Genomic DNA, 22,402 nt, shown 5'->3' with positions numbered 1-22,402 from the left:
CGGAGGATCCGCGCCCCTGCCGCCGGGAGCCTGGAAAGGACAGGCACCACCTTTCAGGGAGGCTCTCTTGCTGTGGCTGGCATGGCGGACGGTACGCCGGCATCCGGGCAGCGTGCTGGGCGCGCTGATCACGCTCATCCTGGCCGCCACCGTGGTCGGCGCGATGTGGTTCGTGGTCGACTCGGCCGAGCGGCAACGGCCCGTGGTCGAGCGTTACGCCGGGGTCCCGCTCGTGGTCGGCGCCGGCGGCATCGCGGGGGCGTTGCCGCCCGGCCTGGTGCGCGCGCTCGGCGCGCTGCCCGAGGTGGCGCGGACCGTGCCGGACCTCACGTTCATCGCACCGCTGGCCGTGCGCGGGACGACGGTGAGCGTCCCGGGCGACCAGTACCCGAGCCCGGCCGGGCACGGGTGGGGCAGCGCCGCGCTGACGCCGTTCCGGATCGAGCGCGGCCGGCCGCCGGGCGCGCCGGGCGAGGTGGTGATGGACGCGCGGCTGGCCGGGGCGGCGGGGGCCGCCGTGGGCGAGCGGGTCGAGGTGGCGGTGTCCGGGGTCTTCCGGCCGTACGAGGTGGTCGGAGTGGCGGTGGCCGCGGGGGCCTGGCGCCACCAGTCGGCGTTGTTCTTCACCGACGATCACGCGGCGGAGCTGGCCGGGCGGCGTGGCGGCGTCGACGCCGTCGGCGTCTTCCCGGCCGTCGGCGTCGATCCGGAGCGGCTGGGGCGGGCGGTCGGCCGGGTGCTGGAGCCGTACAACCGGCTGACCGCGCATCCGATGCGGGTCTCCACCGGCGACGCTCGCGGCCTGGCCGAGGGCAACGTCGTCACGAGTTCCGGCGGGGGGTTCAACACCCTGTGGTTCCTGGTGTACATGACCGGGCTGGTCGCGGTCGGCATGGTGTCGGCGGTCATGGGGCTGTCGCTGCGGCGCAGGGGCAGGGAACTGGCGGTGCTGCGGGCCGTCGGCGCGCGTCCCGGTCAGCTGCGGGTGATGCTGGTCGCGGAGGCGGTCCTGCTCGCCCTGGCCGCGGGCGCGGTGGCGGTGCCGCTGGGCGCGCTGCTCGCGCCGGTGGTGGCCGGCCGCCTGCGCGGGTTCCGCGTGCTGAACGCCGCGTTCGAGGTGCGCCACACGCCGCTGCCCGCGCTCTGGACGGTCCTGTTCGGCGTGGCCGTCGCGCTGGTGGCGAGCATGCTGGCGGTACGGCGGGCCATGCGCATCCGCCCCGGCGACGCGCTGGCCGAGGCCCCGGCCGAAGGCGCCCGGCTGGGCCGTGGCCGGCTGGTCACGGGGCTGGCGATGTTCGCGCTGGCCGTGGCGCTCACGGTCGTCCTGCTCGGGAACCTGGTCGCGCTGCCGGAGCCGCTGGGGCCGATGATCGCGCAGTTCGCGATCGTGGTGGCGCTGGTCTCCGGCGTGGGGCTGGTGGCCCCGTGGTTCATCCTGCTCACCGGCCGGCTGCTGCGGCCGGTGGCGGCGCGGGCCGGCCGCGCGGGCGTCTTCCTGGCCACGGCCGGCGTGGTCTTCAACCACCGCCGCTTCGCGGGGGCCGTCGGCTCGCTCACGCTGGGCATCACTCTCGCCGGCGTGATCATCGGCACGCAGCTCTTCTACGACTGGCGCGCGGCCCACCGGGCCACGGCCGAGGTCGTCGCGGACCACGTGCTCACGCCCTCGCCGATCGGCAACGCCGTGGGCGAGGACCTGCGCCGCGGCCTGGGCGACGGGGCGGTGGGCGTCCGGATGCTGCCCATCACCGTCCTTCCTGAGGGGCGGGCGCCGGTCGCGATGACCGCCTCTCTGGTCACCGGCGATCTCACCCGGGTGCTGAGCCTTCCGGTGCGGGGCGGCCCGCTCGGCGGCCTGAAGGCCGGGCAGGTCGCGATGAGCGAGGGACTGGCCGCGAAGCACGGTGCCGGCGTCGGGTCGCGGATCCGGATCCGGCTGCCGGGGACTCTCGACCATGCGAGCGTCACCGTGGCGGCCGTCTACGCCGGCACCACCGAGCTCGGGCAGGTGCTGCTGCCCTCGGCCGGCCCGCTGCAGGCGCAGCCGTACGCGGCGATCTATGTGCGGGGGCCGCTCGGACGGGAGGTCTCCTCCGCGGCGGTCGTCTCCCACGACCGGCGGGAGTACGTGGAGAGCAAGGCGCGCGAAAGTGCCGAGCGCAACCGCGTCATGCCCTATGTCTCGATGCTCATCGGGGTCTTCTGCCTGGTGGCGGCGGTCAACAGCCTGTGCCTGGCGGTCGTGGACCGCAGGCGGGAGTTCGGGGCCATGCGGCGGCTGGGGATGCGCCGTCGTCAGGTGATGGGGATGGCCGCGTGGGAGAGCGTGCTCACCGTGCTGCCCGTGGTGGTGTTGTCGCTGGCCGCCGTCGCCGCCCTGGCGGCCGTGCACGCGGTGAGCTCAGGCGGGCCCGCCTCGCCGGTGTCCTTCATCCCCTTCGCGTGGCTGGCCCCGCTGGCGGGCGGCGCCCTACTGGGAGCGTCGGCGGGTTCGGTCCTGGTCGTCCGTGCGGTCATGAAGAACGAGAGGTAGGCAGAGATGACCATCACGCGTGAGCCCGCGGTCCTTCTCAACGGACTCGGGAAGATCTACGGCTCGGGGGCCTCGGCCGTCACCGCGCTCCACGACGTCACCTACGGCTTCGCCCGGGGGTCGTTCACCGCGGTCATGGGGCAGTCGGGGTCGGGCAAGACGACGCTGCTGCAGTGCGCGGCGGGGCTCGTCCACCCCACGTCGGGCAGCGTGCGCGTGGGCGGCGCCGACCTTACCGGGCTGCGGGAGCGCGAGCTCGCCTCCATGCGGCGCGAGCGGGTCGGCTTCGTCTTCCAGTCGTTCAACCTGCTCCCGGCGCTGAGCGCGCTGGAGAACATCGAGCTGCCGCTGCGCCTGGCGGGGCGGCGGCCCGACCCGGACTGGGTGCGGGAGCTGGTGGGCAGGACCGGCATCGCCGAGCACGTACGGCGGCGCCCGCACGAGCTGTCCGGCGGCCAGCAGCAGCGGGTGGCCATCTGCCGCGCGCTGGCCGCCGGGCCCGAGGTCGTCTTCGCCGACGAGCCGACGGGCAATCTCGACACCGCCTCGGGGCAGGAGATCCTGGCCATGCTCCGGCAGGTCGTCGACGCGCTGGGCCAGACGGTCGTCCTGGTCACCCACGACCCGGCCGCCGCCGCGCACGCCGACCGGGTGCTGTTCCTCAGCGACGGACGACTGGTGGACGTCCTGACGGAGCCGACGCCCGAGCGGGTCGCCGCGGGAGTTCAGCGGTCCTCCCCCGGCCTCACCAGACCGGCCTCGTAGGCGGCGATCACCGCCTGCGCGCGGTCGCGGACGCCGAGCTTGGCGAACAGCTCGCTCACCCGGTTCTTCACCGTCGACAGCGACAGGTTCGTCTCCTGCGCGATCTGCCCGTTGGACAGGCCGTGCGCGATGAGTTCGAGTACCCGCCGCTCGCGTTCGGTCAGCGCGGACAGCTCGGACGGCACCTCGGGCGCGCGGCGGCGGGCGGGGCGGACGAAGGTGCCGATCAGCCCGATGAGCAGCCGGGGCGCGACCGCCGCCTCGCCTCTGTGCACGATCCTGATGCCCTCGATCAGCTCCTCCGGCGAGGCGTCCTTGGGCAGGAAGCCGGACGCGCCCGCGCGCAGCGCCGTCACGACGTGCTCCTCCAGGTCGAAGGTGCTCAGCGCGAGCACCTTCGTCCCGGGGAGTTCGGCGACGATGCGCTCGGTGGCCGCGATGCCGTCCATGCCGGGCATGTGCAGGTCCATGAGGACCACGTCCGGACGCAGTTCGTGGCCGCGCCGCACGGCCTCCAGGCCGTCGCCCGCCTCGCCCACCACCAGCAGGCCGGTTCCGGTCTCCAGCAGCAGCCGCAGCCCCGCCCGGACCAGGACCTGGTCGTCGACGACCAGCACTTTGATCATGTCCGCTCCGGCAGGGGTATGCGGGCGCGCACGAGGAAGCCTCCTGCCGGTGCGGGACCCGCCTTGAGCTCGCCCCCGACCAGCGAGACGCGCTCGGCCATGCCCGCCAGGCCGAGCCCCAGGCCGGGGCCGCCGGACGCGCCACGCCCGTCGTCGCTCACCTCGACCTCGACCCGGCCGGGCAGGTACGCCAGCCGTACGCGGGAGGCGGCGCCGGCGGCGTGCTTGCGGGTGTTGGTCAGCGCCTCCTGGACGATGCGGTAGACCGCGTGGTCCACGGGCGCGGGCAGCGTGACCACCTCGCCGGTGACCTCCAGGGCGGCGTTGCCCGACTCCCCGACCAGCGCGGGCAGGCCGGCGGCGCCGACGCTCGCGAGGCCCTCGGCCTTCTCGCCGTCGGTGCGCAGCACCTCCAGCAGGTGGCGCATCTCCGTCATCGCCTGCCTGGCGGCGTCCTCGCCGGTGAGCAGGGCCTGCCGGGCGCGATCGCCGTCGGTGGGGATCAGCCGCCTGGCCGCGCCCATGTACAGGCTCACCACGCTGACGTGGTGGGCGATGACGTCGTGCAGTTCGCGGGCGATGCGGCGGCGTTCCTCGCGGACGGCGCGCTCGGCCGCCTGCTCCCTGCCGCGGCGGGCCATCTCCGCGCGCAGGGCGGCGACGTGCCCGGCCGTGGCCGGGAGCATCGGGAACAGCGTCATCGTCACGCCGGTCAGCGGATGGCTCAGCACGAAGTCCGCGGTGAGCACTCCGGAGACGGCCGCCGCGCCCAGCGCCACGGTCGCCGCGGCGGGGGCGGGCGCGTGGCGGCCCGCCAGGAACAGAGCGATGATCATGGCGCTGTTCGGGGTGTCGTAGCCGGGCGGCATGGTCCCCAGCAGGTAGAGCACGCCCACGAGCGCGACCACGGGAACCGGGTGCCGCCTGCCCAGCGCGACGAGCCCGGCGCAGGCCAGCGTGATCAGCAGGCTCTTGACGGAGCCCGCCCCGGGCAGCTCGGCCGCCAGGACCACCGCCGCGAGGGCGAGGTCGCCGAGCCAAGGCCGGCTCCGCACCCCGTCGATCACCGCCCCAATCTACGCGAATCGCGCGCCCGTCAGCCGGCGGCGGCGGTGCGGTAGGCGGTGGGGCTCTTGCCGAGGACCCGCTTGAACGCCGCGCTGAAGCCGAACGCGTCGGCGTAGCCGACCTTGCGGGCCACCGAGGCGACGGTCGCGGCGGGTTCGGTGAGCATGTCGGCGGCCAGCGCCATCCGCCAGCCCGTCAGGTACGCCAGCGGCGGCTCCCCCACCAGCTCCGTGAACCGTTTCGCCAGCGTGGTACGGGAGACCGACGCCGCCTCCGCCAGGGAGGCGAGGGTCCAGGGCTCGGCGGGCGAGCCGTGGATGGCGCGCAGCGCGGGTCCGACCACGTCGTCGCCCAGCGCCGCGTACCAGCCGGGCACGACCGCCTCCGGCCGGGCGAACCACTCGCGCAGCGTGCACACCAGCAGCCAGTCGAGCAGCCGGTCCAGCACGAGCTGATGGCCGGGGCGCCCGCTCAGGAGCTGGAACTCCAGGTACTCGGCCATGGTGGAGCAGCCGTGCTCGTCGGAGACCACCAGCATCGGCGGCAGCACCCGGACCAGGCGGCGTGCGACCTCGCCGCCGATCTCGTAGGAGCCGGTCAGGAGCACGGTCCGCTCGCCCGGCCCCGTGCCGGCGGCCGGGCCGCGCTCCGGGCTGTCGGCGAACACGAACGGCTCGGGGCCGGTCACGACGGCCGCTTCACCGGCGCGTACCCGATGGGCCTGCTCGCCCCTGACCAGCCAGCCCTCGCCGCGCAGCGGGCAGCACAGCGTCAGCGGCGCGCCCGTGCCGATCCGCGCCGTGCAGGGCGGCGACAGCACCGACGCGTCGAACACGGCTCCCTGGCCGCGCACACCTCTGAGCAGATCATCCAGCGGGTCCACCGTGCCACGATATCCGGACGATCGGACAACTCCCCCGTACGCTCACCCATGTCCGGACCACGCCGTCGCCGGTTGGCTGGACCCATGAGTGAGATTCTGATTCTGGGCGCGAGCGGCAAGACCGGCCGCCGGTTGGTGCGACGGTTGCGGGCGGCGGGCGAGAACGTACGGCCAGCGTCCCGCTCCAGCCAGGTCCGGTTCGACTGGTCCGACCCCGGCACGTGGGACGAGACGCTGCGCGGGGCCCACGCCGTCTACCTGGTGGCCCCCGACGGCCCCGGCCCGGTCCACGAGTTCGTGCAGCGGGCGGCGGACGTCAGGAAGTACGTGGTGCTGTCGGGCCGTGGCGCCGACAAGCTCGACGCGGCCTTCTCCCGGAGCATGCTGGACGCCGAGGAGGCGGCGCGCGACTCCGGCGCGGAGTGGACGGTGCTCCGGGCCAACAACTTCAACCAGAACTTCGACGAGTTCGTGTGGCGCGACGGCGTGATGGCCGGGCTGCTCACGCTGCCTCTCGGGCGGACACCGGAGCCGTTCGTCGACGTCGAGGACATCGCCGAGGTGGCCGCCGAGGTGCTGACCGGCGACGGGCACTCCGGGCGTACCTATGAGCTGTCGGGGCCGCGCGGGCTGACCTTCGAGGAGGCGGTCGCGATCATCGCGCGGGCCTCGGGACGCTCCATCCGGTACGAGGAGGTGACGCCGGAGGCGTACCGGGCGCAACTGGTGGCCGAGGGCTGGGGCGAGGAGGACGCCGACGGGGTCCTGGCCATGTTCGCCTACATGCGCGAAGGACACGTGGCCGAGCCCGCCGGCGGGGTCCGGCAGGTGCTCGGCCGCGAGGCGGCCTCGTTCGAGGACTACGCGAGGCGCGTCTGGTCCTAGCCTCCGGGCGATGACATCGGCCGGTTGTCCGCCCGGACGAACCGGGCCCCGACCTGATGTCCTCACCGACCATCTACGGGACCCGATCGGTTGCGACCATGGCCGTCGTGACCGATCTCATCAGCGACCGTCGCGAGTCCCCGGCCGCCGAGGCCGCCCGCGCGGCGGCCTCGGCGGCCGCGCGCGGCGCGGGCGTCGACATCCGCCCCCTGGACAGCGTCGGCGAGCTTGAGGCCGTCCGCCGCCTGTACGAGCGCATCTGGCGCACCGGCGAGAACAACCCTCCGGTGACGGCCGACCTGCTGCGCGCGATGTGGAAGGCGGGCAGCTACGTGAGCGGCGCCTTCGACGGGGGCGAGATGGTCGGCGCCTGCTTCGGCTTCTTCTCCCCGCCCGCCCGCGCCACCCTGCACAGTCACATCGCCGGAGTCCTGGCCCGCACGCAGGGACGCAACGTCGGTTTCGCGCTGAAGCTGCACCAGCGCGCCTGGGCGATGCCGCGCGGGGTCGGCGAGGTCGCCTGGACCTACGACCCGCTGATCCGGCGCAACGCCTACTTCAACATCACCAAGCTGGCCGCCGATCCGGCCGAGTACCTGCCGAACTTCTACGGCCCGATGGACGACGACATCAACCGCAGCGACGACACCGACCGCGTCCTGGTCCGGTGGCGGCTGGAGTCGCCCGAGGTCGAGGCGGCCTGCGCCGGCCGGCCCCGGCCGGTCGGGGTGACGGCCGCGCACATGGGCGTCGCGCTGGGCGTCGCCCCCTCCGGCGGGCCGCTGAGCGGCCGCGCCGACGCCCCCACCGTGCTCGTCGGCGTCCCCGCCGACATCGAGACCATGCGCGAGAAGGATCCGGCCCGCGCCGCCGAGTGGCGCAAGGCGCTGCGCGAGGTCCTGGGCGGGCTGCTCGCCGAGGGCGCGCGGGTACGCGGGTTCGACCGCGCCGGCTGGTACATCGTCGACAGGCAGGAGAAGCCGTGAAACTCACCGGAGTCGAGATCCGCACCATCCAGGTGCCGCTCGTGTCACCGTTCAGGACGTCGTTCGGCACGGAGACCGTACGCGAGGCGCTGGTGCTGCGCGCCGTCACCGACGAGGCCGAGGGGTGGGGCGAATGCGGCGCGGGCACGGCGCCGCTGTACTCGCCGGAGTACACGCACGCCGCCGCCGACGTGCTGACCCGTCACCTGGTCCCGGCGCTGGCCGGGGTGGCGGAGCTGGACGCGCACCGGGTCGCCCCGGCGCTGGCCGCGTTCAAGGGCCACCGGATGGCCAAGGCCGCGCTGGAGACGGCGATCCTGGACGCGGAGCTGCGCGCCCGCGGCGTCTCCTTCGGCCAGGCGCTCGGCGCCGTGCGCACGGCGGTGCCGTGCGGGGTGTCCGTGGGGATCACCGAGTCGATCCCCGAGCTGCTGGACACGGTCGCCGGCTATCTGGAGGCGGGCTACCTGCGGATCAAGCTCAAGATCGAACCCGGCTGGGACGTCGAGCCGGTCCGTGCCGTGCGCGAGCGGTTCGGTGACATCCTGCTGCAGGTCGACGCCAACACCGCCTACCGGCGCGGCGACGCCGGGCACCTGGCCGGGCTCGACCCGTTCGGCCTGCTGCTGATGGAGCAGCCGCTGGACGAGGACGACCTCATCGGGCACGCGGAGCTGGCCAAGCGGATCACGACGCCGATCTGCCTGGACGAGTCGATCGTCTCGGCGCGGGCCGCCGCCGACGCGATCGCGCTCGGGGCGTGCCGGATCGTGAACATCAAGCCGGGCCGCGTGGGCGGCTACCTGGAGGCCCGGCGGATCCACGACGTGTGCGCGGCCAACGACGTGCCCGTGTGGTGCGGCGGCATGCTGGAGACCGGGCTGGGCCGCGCCGCCAACGTCGCGCTGGCCGCGCTGCCCGGGTTCCTGCTGCCCGGCGACACCTCGGCCTCGGATCGCTACTACCGCACCGACATCACGCCGCCGTTCCGCCTGGTGGACGGGCACCTCGAGGTGCCGGCGGGGCCGGGGCTCGGCATCAGCCCGATCCCCGACGTGCTGGACGCGGTCACGGTCGCGACGAGCTGGGTGCCCGTAAGCGCGCCATGACGGTTGTCCCGCCGGACGAACGGGATGGCATCATTTCGTCATGGCGACCCAACGACCCCGCACCCGCGCTGAGCTAGCTTCAACCGTGTGCTCGACCCCATGAGCGGCCTTCCGCGAGCCGGCCTCGCCCGTGTGCTGGAGGAACTCGGCTCCACGCTGCTCGACGTCGTCTGCGGCGACGTCGAGCCGGCCCGCGACGTCGGCGGCGTGGTCATCCACGACCCGCTCGACGAGCCGGAGCTGCCGGGCAACGCGCTCGTGCTGGGCGTCGGCCTGCACGATCCCGCCGAGATCGCGCGGGTCGTCACCCAGGTGGGCAAGCGGGGGGCCGCCGGGCTCGTGGTGCGCGCACCCGTCGTACCGGACGAGGAGCTGGTCGCGGCGGCGCGCGAGTCGGGGGTCGCGGTGCTGGCGTTCGCGCGCGGCGCGTCGTGGACGCACCTGACCGGGATGCTGCGGACGCTGACCGCGGACGGCGGCCTGGACGACGCCGACGCGTTCGCGCTCGGCCGGGTCCGGTCGGGTGATCTCTTCGCGGTCGCCAACGCCATCGCGGCGCTGCTCGACGCGCCCGTCACCATCGAGGACCGCAACTCACGCCTGCTGGCCTTCTCCAGCCGGCAGGAGGAGGCCGACCCGTCGCGGGTCCGGACGATCCTCGGCCGTCAGGTCCCCCGTCACTACACCCAGATCCTCGAAGAGCGCGGGGTGTTCCAGGCGCTCTACCGCAGCGGCAGACCCGTCTTCGTGGCGCCGCTGCCCGAGAGCGGCGAGCTGCCGCGGGCGGCCATCGCGGTGCGCGCCGGGGACGAGATCCTCGGCACGATCTGGGTGGTCGCGCCGGAAGCGCTGAACGAGGAGCGCAGCGAGGCGCTCTTCGAGGCGTCCAAGCTGGTCGCGATGCACATGGTGTGGCAGCGGGCGGACGAGGACAGGGAGCGGCGGCTGCGGGCGGAGCTGCTGAGCACCGCGCTGGAAAGCGCGCCGGGGTCGCTGGAGGCGGTGCGCCGCCTCGGGCTGAAGGACGAGCCGGCGGTCGTCCTCGCGCTCACGGTCGTCGCCCCGGCGGCGGCGCATCCGCTGCCCGCGCAGCTGGCCACCGAGCGCAAGCGGCTGGCCGACGCGTTCTCCATGCACCTGTCGGCCGTGCACCCGCGCGCCGCCGCGGCGCTGATCGGCGATGTCGCGTACGGCATCCTGCCGCTGCCGCAGAGCGGCCAGGACGCCGAGGAACGCGCCGCCCTGATCGCCACGGAGTTCCTGGCCCGTGTCGGCTCCCGCCTGCGTCCGCTGGTCGGGGTGGGGCAGCTCGCCCTGGACGCGTCGGCGCTGGCCCGATCCCGCTCCGGGGCGGAACGCGCGCTGCGCGTCCTGCGCGCCGGGGTCCTGGCCGGCCGGCAGGTGGCCCGGCTGGACGACGTCCACGTGGAGGCGCTGCTGCTGGAGCTGGCCGACCTGGTTCCGCGCGGCGACCTGCCGAGCGGAACGATCGCGCGCGTGGCCGCCTACGACAAGGAGCACCAGACCAGCCTCGTCGAGACGCTGCGCGCCTGGCTGGACGCCTTCGGCGACGTCGCGGTGGCCTCGTCGGCCATGTACGTGCACCCCAACACGTTCCGCTACCGGCTGCGGCGCGCGGCCGAGGTGGGCCGCGTCGACCTCACCGATCCGGGCGCGCGCCTGTCGGCCATGCTGCAGCTGCGCCTGATGTCGATCAGGTCGGCCCCGGACGGCTGAGCGGGCCCCGCAGGCCGAGCGTGCCGATCAGGAACGCCAGCCACTCCGCGTCCTGCGCCAGCGCGACGTCGTGCGGGGTCGCCGCGCCGTGGCCCGCGTTGTCGAAGACGTGCAGCAGGATCGGCGCGTCGCCCCGCTGGGCGGCCTGCATCCGGGCGGCGAACTTGCGCGCGTGCCAGGGCCGGCACCGCGGGTCGTTCGCCCCCGCCTGGATGTAGACCGCGGGAAAGTCACCGGGACCGGCCAGCTGGTACGGCGACAGCCGCAGGAGCCGGCGCACCTCCTCCGGGTCGTCCGGGTCCGCCCAGGCCTTGCGGATGACGAAGTCGAGGTAGGGGTCGCGGGTGCCGCCGACGAGATCGAGCAGCGGCTCCCTCGGCAGGACGGCCCGCCACAGGTCCGGCCGCGTGGTGACGGCGACCCCGCACATGAGGCCGCCGTCGGACCCGCCGGTCAGCGCGAGCCGCCCCGGATCCGTGACACCCTCGGCGATGAGGTGCTCGGCGACCGCGACGAGGTCGGCGTCGCGCACGTGCTTGTTCTCCCGGTGCGCGGCCAGGTACCAGTCCCGGCCGAACTCGCCGCCGCCGCGCAGGTACGCCTGGACCAGGACGCCGCCGGCGGCGACGAAGGCGGCCAGGTCGGGCTGGTACTGGGGCAGGAGGGGCACGTTGGCGGCGCCGTACGCGGAGATCAGGACCGGCGCGGGACGCGCGGGGTCGCTCCCGGCCGGGCGCACCACGTGGTACGGCACCGCCACCCCGTCGGCGGCGACGGCGTGCCCCGTCTCCAGCGAGGCGTCCAGGGTGAGCGCGGGGGCCGACAGCGTCTCCAGCCCCGCCCGGCCGGGACGGTGCCGGTAGACGCCCCAGGAGCTGGTCAGCGTGGAGAAGGCGAAGACGAAGTCGTCGGCGGGCGGGCCGGCGGCCAGAGCGGTCATCGCGAAGAACGGGGCGGCGAGCGCGCCGCGCCCGGGGAGCGGGACCTCACCGGTGACGGCGCCCGTGTGGTCGAGGACACGGACCCTGGCGAAGGTCCGGTCGAACTCGCTGAGGTAGAGCCGCCCGCCGACCGGCTGGAGGGAGCGCAGCACCGTCTCGCCCTCCGGGACGAGTTCGGTCCAGCCCTCCGGGTCGCCGGGGTCGTCAGCGTCCAGCGGGATGGAGACCACGCGCCCGCGGGCGGCGCCGACGTCGGTCACCGCGATGTAGTGGTCGCCGACGACGTGGCCGGCGATGGTCCCGGAGCACGCGGTGACGAAGGGGCGCCACACGGTGCCGGGCCGGGACAGGTCGCGGACCGCGACCGGGATCGGGCTGCCCACGCGATGGCTGGCGACGGCCCACCGGCTGCCCGGCGCCATCTGGACGAGCGTGTACTCCCGGGAGCCCGCGCCGACCGGGATGGGTTCGAGGGTGGTCCTGCCGTGGCGGTGGAGGAAGACCGCCTGCCGGAAGTCCTGGGGCGAGCCGGTGAGGGCGAAGAAGTAGAAGCCGCTGCCATCGGGCAGCCACGAGACGCCGCCGGCCCACGCGCTGTGCAGGACCTGTTCCGGCGCGCCGTCGAGCAGCCGTCCCGTGTCCACCTCGACGAGGCGGATGGTGTTGTGCTCGCTGCCGTCGGCGCAGACGCCCAGGGCCAGGACGCGGCCGTCGGGTGACGGTGCCAGCCAGGACAGGACGGCCGGGTCGCCCGCGTCGCCGAGCCCGGCCAGCTCGATCAGCGGGCGGCCGGGGCCGAGCGGCTCGCCGGACACGACCACCGAGGAGCCCACCGCGCGAAACCACCGCCCGGCCGCGTACTTGGGCAGGGCCGGACGGGACCCGGCGTCGTGGGCCAGGACCAGTGCCCGGACGTCGCCGGGGTCCTGGCCGTCGTAGACGACCGCGGTGGCGAGCTCGGCCTGGCGCCGCTGCCAGAGCCGCACCTCGGGGGTCTCCTCCTCCAGCCAGCGGTACGGGTCGGGCGCGCGGACGCCGGCGACGTCCTCGAAGACCTCGACGGTGCGCGCGGGCGGGTAGGGCAGGGTCATGTCGCCTCCAGTTCGGCGCGCAGCCGCTCGAACGCGCCGGGAATCCGGGTGACCCGGCGCAGGTGGATGAGGGCGTCGAAGGCGGCGGGGAAGTCCTCGACGAGGTCGAGGCCGCCGCCGGCGAGCGTGCCGTCGACGCCGTCGAAGAACGTCGTGGGCGCGCGGCGCAGGTCGACGGCGGTGACGGCCCGCCCGATGCGGTCCAGCCGCGCCTCGACGGAGTTCGGCGGCGCGACCCGGGCCTCCAGGAAGACGTCGCAGTCGAACGGCCGCGGCGAGCGCTGCGCGAACCGGACCTCCGGGCCGGAGCCGTAGGTCATCCCGACGACGACCAGCCCGTCTCCGAGCGCGGCGTCGAGCATGCCGCCCATCGTCGGCCGGTTCAGGAACGGCGTGCGCCGCACGTGCGCGTTGTGCGCGCTCACCACGACGCGTTCCTCCCGCTCCAGGATCCAGCGCACGGTCTCGGCCATGAACACCTCGCGCGGGTACGGCCCGGCCGCGGGCGGATCCAGCTCGGCGGCGAAGGCGTGGAGCGAGGCGGCGCACCGGCGGGCGACCTCGTCGCCGTCGGCGGCGGCACGCTCCCGCAGCTCGCGCAGGCCGCCGAGCAGCCGGGCCCGTCCCGCCTCGGACATGGCCGCGTAGCCGAGCGCCGCCTCGGTGCGGCCGCCCAGGTCGCTCAGCTGAACGAGCTCCCGGTCGCCGGGGCGGCCCGGGATCCGGTCGAGGATCGCGCGTACGGCGGGGCCGGGTGAGGTGGAGGAGCCGGGCAGGTCCATCCCGTAGAAGCTCACCCGGGCCGGGCCTCCGGAGTTGCGCGCGCGCATCCAGCGCAGTTGCCCGCGCATCGGCTCGCATTCGCCGAACCGGTAGGTGATGCCGTCGCGGGCGACGTCCTCGGCCCGGCCGGGGCCGCCGTGGATCCAGGCGTCGACGGCCAGGCCCTCGGCGAAGCCGGACTCCATCACGAAGGCGGAGAAGCCGAGCTCCTCGGCGAGGGTGCGGAACAGCCGGTCCTTGAGCTCGTAGAACTCGGTGATGTTGTGCGCCCCCTCGCCGATGGCGACCACCCTCGCGTCGCCGGCCAGTTCACGCACCGACGCGGCGTCGCCGGGGTCGATCATCATGGGCGGGTGCCGGCCGCGTCGTGGAAGTACCACAGCTCCGGGGTGTAGAGGAAGCTGATCAGGGCGTTGAACGACGACTGCGGGCCGGACAACGTGTTCTTCCACACGACGAGCGTGTGCGGGGTCGGCAGGAAGAGCACGGGCAGGTCCTCGGCCAGGCCGTTCACCTCGGCCGACAGCGACTTCTCGTCCGAGCCGAACGTGGAGGCGTTGATCAGCTTGTCGATCGCGGCGTTGCGGTAGCTGCCCAGGTTGAAGCTGCCCTCCGTGTTGAGCACCGTGTTGCTGCTCGGGTAGCCGGCCGCCAGGTAGAGCGGCCCGTAGTCCTGCATCGCCCACTCGTTCTTGGTGGCGGGGGCGTAGGTGTTGCCGTAGTTGGCGTACATGTAGTTGAGCGACTTGGTCACGATCTTGACGTCGATGCCGAGCTTCTTGGCCGCCGAGGCGAAGGCGACGTCGCGGGCGCCGACGAAGGCCGGGGCGTTGGCGGAGGCCAGGGTGAAGCTGATCGTCTGTCCGCGCGGGATGCCGGCGCCGCACTGGCCGGGGCCGGTGCCGGGGCGTTCGCAGGTGGTGGAGCCGTTCGGCGTCACCTTCCAGCCGTTGTCGGTCAGCAGCTTCCCGGCGGCGGCGGGGTCGTAGGGGTAGGGCGGCCGGTCGCCGAACGCGGGCGGGTAGGGCGAGCCGTGCCCGGCCGTGCTGTAGTTCGGGGAACCGGCGCCGTTGTAGACGCCCCTGCTGGTGATGTAGCCCTGCTGGTCGATCAGGCGCTGGAGGGCCTGGCGGGCGTACCTCTGCGTGATGATCTTGTCGAAGTTGTTGACGGTGTTCTTGAAGTTGATGACCAGCGAGTCGAGGCGGGCGGGGGCGGGGGCGCCGTAGACGTTGTACCCCTTGGCCTTCAGATCGGCGATCTGGGTGACGAAGCTGGAGTCGAGCGTGCCGACGGTCAGGTTGCCGGCCTTGAACTGGTTGAGCACCGCGGCGGCGGAGGTGAAGGCCTTGAAGTCGATCTGGTCGAGCCGCGACTCCCCGGGACCGCTGTAGGCCGTGTTCGGCGTCAGGGAGAACGAGCCGGTCGTCGAGTCGAAGCTCTTGAGCAGGTACGGCCCGTTGACCACCTTCCAGAGCGGGTTGCCGGCGAAGGTGGACTGCGACTCCGACTCCTTCGTCAGGTACTTGTAGATCGCCTTCGCGTGTTTCGGCTGCTTGTAATCCAGGTGCGGGCCGCCGGTGCGGGCGATGTTCCACTCCGCCGACGGCATCACGTACAGCAGCGTGAGCATCGACAGGAGGTACGACGGGTTGTACGCGGTCTCCAGCCTGAGCGTGAGCGTGTCCGGCGCGGCCGCCTCCGCCGTGACTCCGTCGGGGAACTGGCCGGGGGTGTAGAAGCTCCAGTTGGCCGGGCTCTCCGCGAGCGCGGCCTTGAGCAGCGCCATGGAGAAGACGACGTCATCGGCGGTGACCGGGGTGCCGTTGGACCACTTGTAGTCCTTCATCTTGATGGTCACGGTCTTGCGGTCCGGGCTGTAGGCGGGCGGCTCGGCCAGGCTCAGCTCGGCGTCGGCGATCTGGTCGCCTTCCCCGCTGGGCCGGTAGAGGGAACGCCACAGCAGCCCGCGGGCGACGACGGTCCCGTTGGCGGCGGCCGGCGGGTAGGGGTAGATGTAGTTGGGGCTGAGTCCCGGGGTCAGCGCGACCGTGGCGGTCCCGCCGTCCTTGGGGGTGCCCGTCTGCTTCGGCTGGGCGCTGTAGCCGCCGGTGACGTCCTTCGTCGCGCCCCCGCCGCCGGTGCACGCCGTGGCGAGCACCGCGGCCACGGCGAGCGCCGCGGACAGCCGCTTACCGGACACATAGGTCATGGATGGCTCCCTGCTGGTGAAGTGGATCGAAGATCGCGGCGGACGGGGGCTTCAGTCGGCCCGCCGCCCGACGGTGTCGCGGAGCGTGTCGGCGAGCAGGTTGAGCGCCAGCACCGTGACGATGATGCAGCCGCCGACCGGGTAGATCAGCCACCAGTAGTCGGCGGAGATGTAGGTGACGCCGCTGGCCAGCTGGCTGCCCCAGTCCGCGGTGGGATAGGTCAGGCCGAAGCCCAGGAATCCCAGGGCGGCGACGACGAGGACGGCGTCGGCGACCTGGAAGGTGATGTTGACGATGATCACGCCGAGCGCGTTCGGGATCAGGTGGGTGAAGATGATCCGCCGGCGCGAGGCCCCCATCACCCGCGCGGCCAGCACGAACTCGCGCACCCGCAGGGTCAGCACCTCGCCGCGGACGAGCCGGGCGGACACGAGCCAGGAGAACGCGCCGATGACCAGGCTCAGCGACAGGGCGTTGGCGTGGAAGCGGGCCGAAAGGATCAGCACGAAGAACAGGAAGGGGATGGACAGCATGACGTCGACCACCCGCATCATGAACCCGTCGACCACTCCCCCGGCGAGCCCGGCCACGGCGCCGTACACGGTGCCGATGGTGGTCGCGAAGAGCGCGGCGAGCAGCCCGATCTGCAGCGACACCTGTCCGCCCGCCATCAGCCTGCCGAGCACGTCGAACCCGTTCGTGTCGGTGCCGAGCGGGTGTCCCGGGCCCGGGGGCAGGGCCGCGTTGATCAGGTCCACGTCGGTCTGGTTCGTCGGGTAGACCAGCGGCCCGAGGAAGCAGAACGCGGCGATGAGCACCAGGAGCAGCCCGCCGGTGAGGCCGAGCGGGTGCCGGCGCAGCCCGCGCAGCGCCGAGATCCGCCGCGGCGGGGCGCTCACGTCCAGTGTGGTCATTTTCTCAGCTCGATTCGGCGGTCGGCGGCCGCGACCACGATGTCGGCGATGAAGTTGCCGGCCACGGTCAGCACGCCGCCGATGAGGGTGTAGGCCAGCAGCACCGGATAGTCCTCGCGCTGCAGGCTGTTGAGGAACAGCAGGCCAAGGCCGGGATAGTTGAACAGCGACTCGACGATCAGGTTGCCCGCCAGGAGGGTGGGGACGAGCGTGCCGACCAGCATGACCAGCGGCAGGCAGGCGTTGCGCAGCAGGTGGCGCACCAGGATCAGCCGCTCCGGCAGCCCTTTGGCCCGCGCGACCCTGATGTAGTCCTGGCCGAGCTGGTCGAGGGCGGAGGAGCGCTGGTACTGGGCGAAGACCGCGACGCTGGTGACGGCGAGCGTGATGACGGGCAGTGCCATGGCCCGCGGGTCGGTGAAGACGACCCAGGGCGAGTGCGACTGCGACGCCTCGGCCGGGAAGATCGGCAGCGCCTGGCTGAAGACGGCGATCAGGACCAGCCCGAGCAGGAACGACGGCGTCGCGTACAGCACGTACGACACGGTCGTGGCGACCCGGTCGGCGACGCTGTTGCGCTTGACCGCCTGCAGGACGCCGAGCGGGACCGCGATCAGCAGGGCCAGCACCAGCCCGGTCAGCGAGAGCATCGCGCTGCGCCCGGCGTTCTGCCCCAGCAGCGTCGCCACGTTCTCGTTCAGCTTGTAGGACCGGCCCAGGTCGCCGTGCAGGAGCTGGCCGAGGTAGCCGACGTACTGCACCACCACGGGCCGGTCGAAGCCGTGCTGACGGTTGAAGTCCGCCACCGCCTCCAGCGAGGCGCGCTGGCCCAGGACCACGCGCCCCGGGCTGTCGGACACCAGGTGCAGCAGGAAGAAGGTGACGGCGGAGATGCCGAGCAGGACGAACAGGGAGATCGCCAGGCGTCGGACCACGTACCAGGTCATGCGGGCGAGTCCTCTCCGCGCAGGGGGTGGTGGCAGGCCACCCGGTGGGTACCGGTGACCGGGCTCAACGGGGGTTCCGTCGCGGCGCACAGCTCGGTCGCCAGCGCGCACCGGGTGCGGAAACGGCAGCCGCTGGGCGGGTCGACGGGGCTCGGCGGTTCGCCGTGCACCCGCGCGCCGTTCTCCCGGCCCCGCGTGCGCGGGTCCGCCTCGGGCACCGCGGCGAGCAGCCCGGCGGTGTAGGGGTGGGCGGCGGCGCCGTACACCTCTTCGGTGGTGCCGGTCTCGACCAGCTTGCCGAGGTACATGACGCCGACCCGGTCGGCCAGGTAGCGCACGACCGCGAGGTCGTGGGAGATCACCACGCTGCTGAGCCCGCGCTCGATCTGGACGCGGCGCATCAGGTTGAGCACCTGGGAGCGGATGGAGACGTCGAGCGCGCTGACCGGCTCGTCGGCCACCAGCACCTTCGGGTCCAGCGCCAGCGCGCGGGCCAGGCCGACGCGCTGGCGCTGGCCGCCGGACAGCTCGTAGGGGTAGCGCTCCATGACGTTCGCCGGCAGTCCCACGTCCCGCAGCAGCTCGCGCACGCGGGCGGTGCGCTGGGCGCCGCTGCCGCCGCCCTGGATCGCCAGCGGTTCGCGCAGGATCGTGCCGATGCGCATGCGCGGGTCGAGGGAGGCGTTGGAGTCCTGGAACATCATCTGCAGCTGGGTACGGCGCGGCCCGAGCGCCCGGGCGCTCATCCGGGTGACCGGCTCCCCGTCGAAGATCACCTCGCCGGAGGTGGGCCGGTCCAGGGCCACGAGCATCCTGCCCAGGGAGGACTTGCCACAGCCCGACTCGCCGACCAGCCCGAACGTCTCGCCGGCCGCCACGTCGAAGCTCACGCCGGAGACCGCCTTCACGGTACGGCGCCCGCCGAACAGGCCCCCGCCGCCCGCTGGATACTCCCGCCGGAGATCGACGACGCGCAGCCGGGGGGCGGAGCCGATCGGGGCCGGAGCCTCGAACCGGGCGCGGGCCCTGACCGCCCGGTCCTCGGCCGGGTGCCAGCACGCGTGGGCGTGGCCGTCCGCCTCCGGGGTCAGGGCCGGGGTCTCCTCCCGGCACCGGTCGGTCGCGGCCTCGCACCGGGGCGCGAAGGGGCAGCCCGGCCGGGCCGAGGTCAGGTCCGGCGGGGCTCCGGGGATGCTGTAGAGCTCCTCGCCGCGGTCGTGGGTGAGCGACGGGATCGAGGACAGCAGCGCGTGCGTGTAGCGGTGGCGCGTCCTGGTGAAGAGCGTGGAGGTCGGGCCGGTCTCGGCGACGCGCCCGCCGTACATCACCCCGACACGGTCGGCATGCCGGGCGATCACCCCCATGTCATGGGTGATGAGGATCATCGACATGCCCAGCCGGGACTTGAGGTCGTCCAGGAGGTCGAGGATCTCCGCCTGGATCGTGACGTCGAGCGCGGTGGTCGGCTCGTCGGCGATGACGACCCGGGGCTGGCAGACCAGCGCCATCGCGATCATCACGCGTTGCCGCATGCCGCCGGAGAGCTGGTGGGGGTGGTCGTCCAGCCGTTCCGCCGGGCGCGGCAGCCCGACCAGGGCGAGCATCTCCTCGGCCCGCCCGCGCGCCGCGCGCTTCGACAGGCCGTGGTGCAGGCGCACCGGTTCCGCGACCTGCTCGCCGATGCGCCGGGTCGGGTTCAGCGCCGTCATCGAGTCCTGGAACACCATCGCGACGTCGTTGCCGCGGATGGCCCGGTAGCGCGCGGCGGACAGGCCGACGAGCTCCTCGCCGCCCAGGTCGATCGACCCTCCGCTCACCCGGCCGCCGGCCGGCAGCATGCCCATGACCGCGAGGCCGGTCATGGACTTGCCCGACCCGGTCTCGCCGACGATGCCCAGGGTCTCGCCGCGGTTCAGCACCAGGTTGACGCCCGAGACGGGGCGTACGACCCGCTCGCCGCGCCGGATCTCCACCGACAGGTCGGCGATCGTCAGCACACGATCGCCGCCGGCGGGGCCGCGCGTCTTCCGGGAACCATCGGCCGTGCTCACGGCAGTGCTCTCCAAATCCACCCTGCGATAGTGGGACGCGAAGCCCCTCGCGGTGTTTGTCGCGGTCATCGAATGTTCATGGTCGAAATGGTCCGCTCCGACGAACTGATCGTCGTGAGGTCAGCGCGTCACGCGGCGGTCGGCCCGGCCGGTGTGCAGGTACGCCGCGTGGCCCCGGCCGTCGTCGCCCAGGAAGGCCAGCGGGGCGCGTACACCGTGCTCGGGTTCGACCGGGATGAGCGTGTCGCCACGCCAGGTCACCAGCTCCGTGCGGTACGGCAGCTCGTCCAGCTCGGCGGTGACGCCGATGGGCAGGCGCTCCAGCCACAGGCGGCCCTGCTCGTCCTGGCTCACCGTGGTCTCACTGGTGCTGGAGGCGTAGGTGCCGGTGTAGCGGGCGGCGTCCGGCGCGGGCGCGAGCGCGGGGTCGGGCATCGGCGTCGCGGGCGGCTCGACGCCGCCGAGCTCGCGCAGCACGCGCCGCTCGATCTGGCGGAACACCCGCTTCGGCGAGCCGCCGTTGGTGACGAGCGCCAGCGCCACGTCCTTCCCCGGCACCACGCGCAGGAACGCCGACTGGCCGACGGTGTTGCCGTCGTGGCCGAAGACCGTGTCGCCGGACAGGTCGAACAGCTCCCAGCCGAGGCCCCAGGCGGCGCCCTGGTCGATGTCGGGCTGCGTGATCTGGGGCACCCGCATCGCCGCCACGCTCCGCGGGCTCAGCACCCGGGCGCCGTCCGGGCCCACGCCGCCGTCGAGGTGCATGCGGACGAAGGTCAGCAGGTCGCGGGCGCGCATCGCCAGCATCGACCCGGCGGGCGCGTTGGAGCGTGCCAGCGCCCAGACCGGAGCCGGCTGAGGGGCGGCGCCCGGCGCCGGTTCGATGTGGCCCACGGCGGCGCGGTGGAGGATGGCCTCGTACGGATCGCCGGCCGCGTGGGTCAGGCCCAGGGGCGCGAACAGGTGGGCCCGCATGCAGGCGTCGAACGGGGCGCCGCGCACGACCTCGATGATCCGGCCCAGCACGCAGAAGCCGGCGTTGTTGTAGGAGAACATCGCGCCGGGTTCGAACAGCTGGGGCACCTCGCGCAGGACGTCCACGTACTTCTCGACGCAGTCGTCGCCCTTGCCGGTGTCGGTGAAGATGTCGCCCTCGAACCCGGCGACGTGGGACAGCAGTTGCCGGACGGTGATGCGCGCGGCGGCCCGTTCGTCGGCGATCCGGAACTCCGGCAGGTACCGGCGCACAGGGGCGTCGAGGTCCAGCTCACCCTCGTCGACGAGCTGCATGGCCAGCGTCGCGGTCAGCACCTTGGTGATCGAGCCGATCTGGAAGATGGAGTCGGCCGTGGCCTCGACGCCGGTGGCCGTGTTCAGCACGCCCGCGGCGACGTCGACGGTCCGCTCGCCGTGGCCGACCGCCACCACGGCTCCCGGTACCCGGCTCTCCGCGAGCAGATCCGGCAGCCGGTCCCGCAGCCACGTGCCGATCTCATCCAGTTTCGTCATCGGTGTACCTCCCGCGTTCACTGCGCAGGAGCTTAGGATCGGCGTGACCAGCGGTGTTCGTCTGCTCCGACCATCGGCGGCGGGCCGATTCGTGGGGTCGGCCAAGCCTGCTCGGTCAACGGCCGAGCCTGTCCGGGCAGCGGCCCAGCCTGCTCGGTCAGCGGCCGAAGAGGTCGTCGCGGACCGTTGCCAAGGCGAGGTCCATGGCGCCGGCGAGGACGGGGTTGCCGGCCAGCTCCGATCCGCGGACCGCGGGCCGGGTGGGGAGCAGGACGTGGAGCTCGCGCTCCACGAGGTCGCGCAGCCGTTCGCCGCCCGCCTCCATGACGCCCCCGGCCAGCACGATCAGCCCGGGGTCGACCACCGAGGCGATGGCGGCGAGACCGACGGCCAGCCGCCCGGCCACGAGCCGCAGGCCCGCCGCCGCGTCCTGGGCCGCACGGCCGGACTCCTCCGCGATGGCCACGGCGGCGCGCACGGACTGCCGGAAGTCCGGGTGGTCGATCCCGTAGGTGGCGAGCAGGTCGCGGATCGCGCCGCCGCCGCCCACCGACTGGAATCCGTGGCTGCCGTGCCGCCCGCCGTCGCGGGCGGTCACCGTGCCGGAGATCGGCATGTGGCAGATCTCCCCCGCGGCGCCGAAGAAGCCGCGGTGCAGGCGGCCGCCGATCACCAGCGCCGCGCCCAGGCCGTCGTCGGCCCACAGCAGGACGAAGTCGGGGCAGCCGGCGGCGGCGCCCCTCGCCTGTTCGGCCAGCGCGACGAGGTTGACGTCGTTCTCCACGCTCACCTCGGCGCCGAGCGCCGCGCTGAGCGTGGGCACGAGGCCGGGCAGGTGCCAGCCGGGCATGTCCGCTTCCGCGACGTGGCCGAGGCGGCCGGTGGCCGGGTCGACGGCGGCCCGCACGCCGATGACCACCCTGCTCAGCGGTCCCGGCGGGGCCGCGCCGTCCAGCGCCGCGCGCAGCCGCTCGACCGGCGGGCCGCCGGCCGGATCCGGGGTGGGCAGCACGAACGCGCCCACGGCGGCGCCGGTGATGTCGGCCACCCGGACCTCGATGGCGCCGGGGGTGACGCCGATGGCCGCCACGTGGGCGGCGGCCGGGTTGATCCGGTACGTCTCCGCGTTGCGCCCGGCCAGGCCGGAGCGCATCCCGTCGCTGACCACCAGGCCCGCGGCCTGAAGGCGGGCCAGGAGCTGGAAGGCGGTCGGTTTGGACAGGCCGGTGAACTCGCCGAGTTCGGGACGCGTCAGCGGGCCGCGCTCCAGCAGGACCCTGAGCGCGATGCGCTCGTTGATGGCCCGCATCAAGCTTGGAGTCCCGGGTTGTGAGGGGTTCACGGCTTCAGAGCGTATC

17 protein-coding genes are annotated in these 22,402 nt (G+C 73.7%); 6 read left to right on the top strand and 11 right to left on the bottom strand.

From position 1 onward, the window contains the following. Positions 1-67 precede the first annotated feature (67 nt). Positions 68-2,536 (top strand): FtsX-like permease family protein, encoded by a 2,469-nt coding sequence (locus ACIBHY_RS25330; protein WP_397307865.1) that lies wholly within the window; start codon positions 68-70, stop codon positions 2,534-2,536. A 6-nt stretch (positions 2,537-2,542) separates the two neighbouring features. Continuing rightward, positions 2,543-3,301, top strand: a complete 759-nt coding sequence (locus tag ACIBHY_RS25325) for an ABC transporter ATP-binding protein (protein ID WP_397251236.1) — start codon at positions 2,543-2,545, stop codon at positions 3,299-3,301. Here ACIBHY_RS25325 and ACIBHY_RS25320 read toward each other — a convergent pair. Genes ACIBHY_RS25320 through ACIBHY_RS25310 form a run of 3 tightly spaced genes read right to left on the bottom strand, consistent with a single transcriptional unit; the run spans position 3,262 to position 5,878 of the window. Next, positions 3,262-3,927 (bottom strand): response regulator, encoded by a 666-nt coding sequence (locus tag ACIBHY_RS25320; RefSeq protein ID WP_397251238.1) that lies wholly within the window; start codon positions 3,925-3,927, stop codon positions 3,262-3,264. The two genes, ACIBHY_RS25325 and ACIBHY_RS25320, sit on opposite strands and share 40 nt — an antisense overlap. Further along, entirely contained in the window at positions 3,924-4,994 is a 1,071-nt protein-coding gene (locus ACIBHY_RS25315; RefSeq protein ID WP_397251240.1) for a sensor histidine kinase, read from the bottom strand. The genes ACIBHY_RS25320 and ACIBHY_RS25315 overlap by 4 nt, the downstream gene beginning before the upstream one ends. Positions 4,995-5,023: 29 nt before the next feature. Then, positions 5,024-5,878 (bottom strand): AraC family transcriptional regulator, encoded by an 855-nt coding sequence (locus ACIBHY_RS25310; protein ID WP_397251242.1) that lies wholly within the window; start codon positions 5,876-5,878, stop codon positions 5,024-5,026. Positions 5,879-5,962: 84 nt separating this feature from the next. On the opposite strand from ACIBHY_RS25310, the gene ACIBHY_RS25305 reads away from it, so the two are divergent. The 4 genes from ACIBHY_RS25305 to ACIBHY_RS25290 all read left to right on the top strand — a co-directional run bounded on the left by ACIBHY_RS25305 (position 5,963) and on the right by ACIBHY_RS25290 (position 10,595). Further along, entirely contained in the window at positions 5,963-6,763 is an 801-nt protein-coding gene (locus tag ACIBHY_RS25305) for an NAD(P)H-binding protein (protein ID WP_397307864.1), read from the top strand. Between the two features lie 107 nt (positions 6,764-6,870). Then, positions 6,871-7,749, top strand: coding sequence for a GNAT family N-acetyltransferase (locus tag ACIBHY_RS25300; protein WP_397307863.1), 879 nt, complete (start codon positions 6,871-6,873; stop codon positions 7,747-7,749). Beyond that, positions 7,746-8,858 carry an o-succinylbenzoate synthase gene (gene menC / locus ACIBHY_RS25295; protein ID WP_397307862.1) on the top strand — a complete coding sequence of 371 codons (1,113 nt, stop codon included), beginning with the start codon at positions 7,746-7,748 and terminating at the stop codon, positions 8,856-8,858. The genes ACIBHY_RS25300 and menC overlap by 4 nt, the downstream gene beginning before the upstream one ends. 99 nt (positions 8,859-8,957) lie before the next feature. Continuing rightward, entirely contained in the window at positions 8,958-10,595 is a 1,638-nt protein-coding gene (locus ACIBHY_RS25290; protein ID WP_397251250.1) for a helix-turn-helix domain-containing protein, read from the top strand. On the opposite strand, the gene ACIBHY_RS25285 is transcribed toward ACIBHY_RS25290, so the two are convergent. The 8 genes from ACIBHY_RS25285 to ACIBHY_RS25250 all read right to left on the bottom strand — a co-directional run bounded on the left by ACIBHY_RS25285 (position 10,573) and on the right by ACIBHY_RS25250 (position 22,353). Further along, positions 10,573-12,627: a prolyl oligopeptidase family serine peptidase gene (locus tag ACIBHY_RS25285; RefSeq protein WP_397251252.1), complete on the bottom strand. Its 2,055-nt coding sequence runs from the start codon at positions 12,625-12,627 to the stop codon at positions 10,573-10,575. The genes ACIBHY_RS25290 and ACIBHY_RS25285 overlap by 23 nt on opposite strands. Then, positions 12,624-13,757 (bottom strand): erythromycin esterase family protein, encoded by a 1,134-nt coding sequence (locus ACIBHY_RS25280; protein WP_397251254.1) that lies wholly within the window; start codon positions 13,755-13,757, stop codon positions 12,624-12,626. Before ACIBHY_RS25280 ends, ACIBHY_RS25285 begins: the two co-directional genes overlap by 4 nt. After that, positions 13,754-15,622 carry an ABC transporter substrate-binding protein gene (locus tag ACIBHY_RS25275; RefSeq protein ID WP_397251256.1) on the bottom strand — a complete coding sequence of 623 codons (1,869 nt, stop codon included), beginning with the start codon at positions 15,620-15,622 and terminating at the stop codon, positions 13,754-13,756. Before ACIBHY_RS25275 ends, ACIBHY_RS25280 begins: the two co-directional genes overlap by 4 nt. A 51-nt stretch (positions 15,623-15,673) precedes the next feature. Next, positions 15,674-16,537, bottom strand: coding sequence for an ABC transporter permease (locus ACIBHY_RS25270; RefSeq protein WP_397307861.1), 864 nt, complete (start codon positions 16,535-16,537; stop codon positions 15,674-15,676). Continuing rightward, positions 16,534-17,484 (bottom strand): ABC transporter permease, encoded by a 951-nt coding sequence (locus ACIBHY_RS25265; protein ID WP_397251260.1) that lies wholly within the window; start codon positions 17,482-17,484, stop codon positions 16,534-16,536. Before ACIBHY_RS25265 ends, ACIBHY_RS25270 begins: the two co-directional genes overlap by 4 nt. After that, positions 17,481-19,535, bottom strand: coding sequence for a dipeptide ABC transporter ATP-binding protein (locus tag ACIBHY_RS25260; RefSeq protein WP_397307859.1), 2,055 nt, complete (start codon positions 19,533-19,535; stop codon positions 17,481-17,483). Before ACIBHY_RS25260 ends, ACIBHY_RS25265 begins: the two co-directional genes overlap by 4 nt. A 120-nt stretch (positions 19,536-19,655) precedes the next feature. Next, complete coding sequence (locus ACIBHY_RS25255) at positions 19,656-21,044, bottom strand: serine hydrolase domain-containing protein (protein ID WP_397307858.1); 1,389 nt, start codon at positions 21,042-21,044, stop codon at positions 19,656-19,658. 157 nt (positions 21,045-21,201) lie between these two features. Next, a complete protein-coding gene (locus ACIBHY_RS25250) occupies positions 21,202-22,353 on the bottom strand; it encodes an ROK family transcriptional regulator (protein WP_397251265.1) in 1,152 nt (383 codons plus the stop codon). Positions 22,354-22,402: the final 49 nt, after the last annotated feature.

The organism is Nonomuraea sp. NPDC050547 (assembly GCF_044457345.1).
Classification (GTDB): domain Bacteria; phylum Actinomycetota; class Actinomycetes; order Streptosporangiales; family Streptosporangiaceae; genus Nonomuraea.
This window is presented reverse-complemented; position numbering and strand designations above follow the sequence as displayed.

Coding starts and splice junctions, on each gene's coding strand:
- ACIBHY_RS25325 (WP_397251236.1), top strand. CDS start 2,543: ATGACCATCACGCGTGAGCCCGCGGTCCTTCTCAACGGACTCGGGAAG.
- ACIBHY_RS25320 (WP_397251238.1), bottom strand. CDS start 3,927: ATGATCAAAGTGCTGGTCGTCGACGACCAGGTCCTGGTCCGGGCGGGG.
- ACIBHY_RS25305 (WP_397307864.1), top strand. CDS start 5,963: ATGAGTGAGATTCTGATTCTGGGCGCGAGCGGCAAGACCGGCCGCCGG.
- ACIBHY_RS25290 (WP_397251250.1), top strand. CDS start 8,958: ATGAGCGGCCTTCCGCGAGCCGGCCTCGCCCGTGTGCTGGAGGAACTC.
- ACIBHY_RS25285 (WP_397251252.1), bottom strand. CDS start 12,627: ATGACCCTGCCCTACCCGCCCGCGCGCACCGTCGAGGTCTTCGAGGAC.
- ACIBHY_RS25280 (WP_397251254.1), bottom strand. CDS start 13,757: ATGATGATCGACCCCGGCGACGCCGCGTCGGTGCGTGAACTGGCCGGC.
- ACIBHY_RS25275 (WP_397251256.1), bottom strand. CDS start 15,622: ATGACCTATGTGTCCGGTAAGCGGCTGTCCGCGGCGCTCGCCGTGGCC.
- ACIBHY_RS25270 (WP_397307861.1), bottom strand. CDS start 16,537: ATGACCACACTGGACGTGAGCGCCCCGCCGCGGCGGATCTCGGCGCTG.
- ACIBHY_RS25265 (WP_397251260.1), bottom strand. CDS start 17,484: ATGACCTGGTACGTGGTCCGACGCCTGGCGATCTCCCTGTTCGTCCTG.
- ACIBHY_RS25255 (WP_397307858.1), bottom strand. CDS start 21,044: ATGACGAAACTGGATGAGATCGGCACGTGGCTGCGGGACCGGCTGCCG.
- ACIBHY_RS25250 (WP_397251265.1), bottom strand. CDS start 22,353: ATGCGGGCCATCAACGAGCGCATCGCGCTCAGGGTCCTGCTGGAGCGC.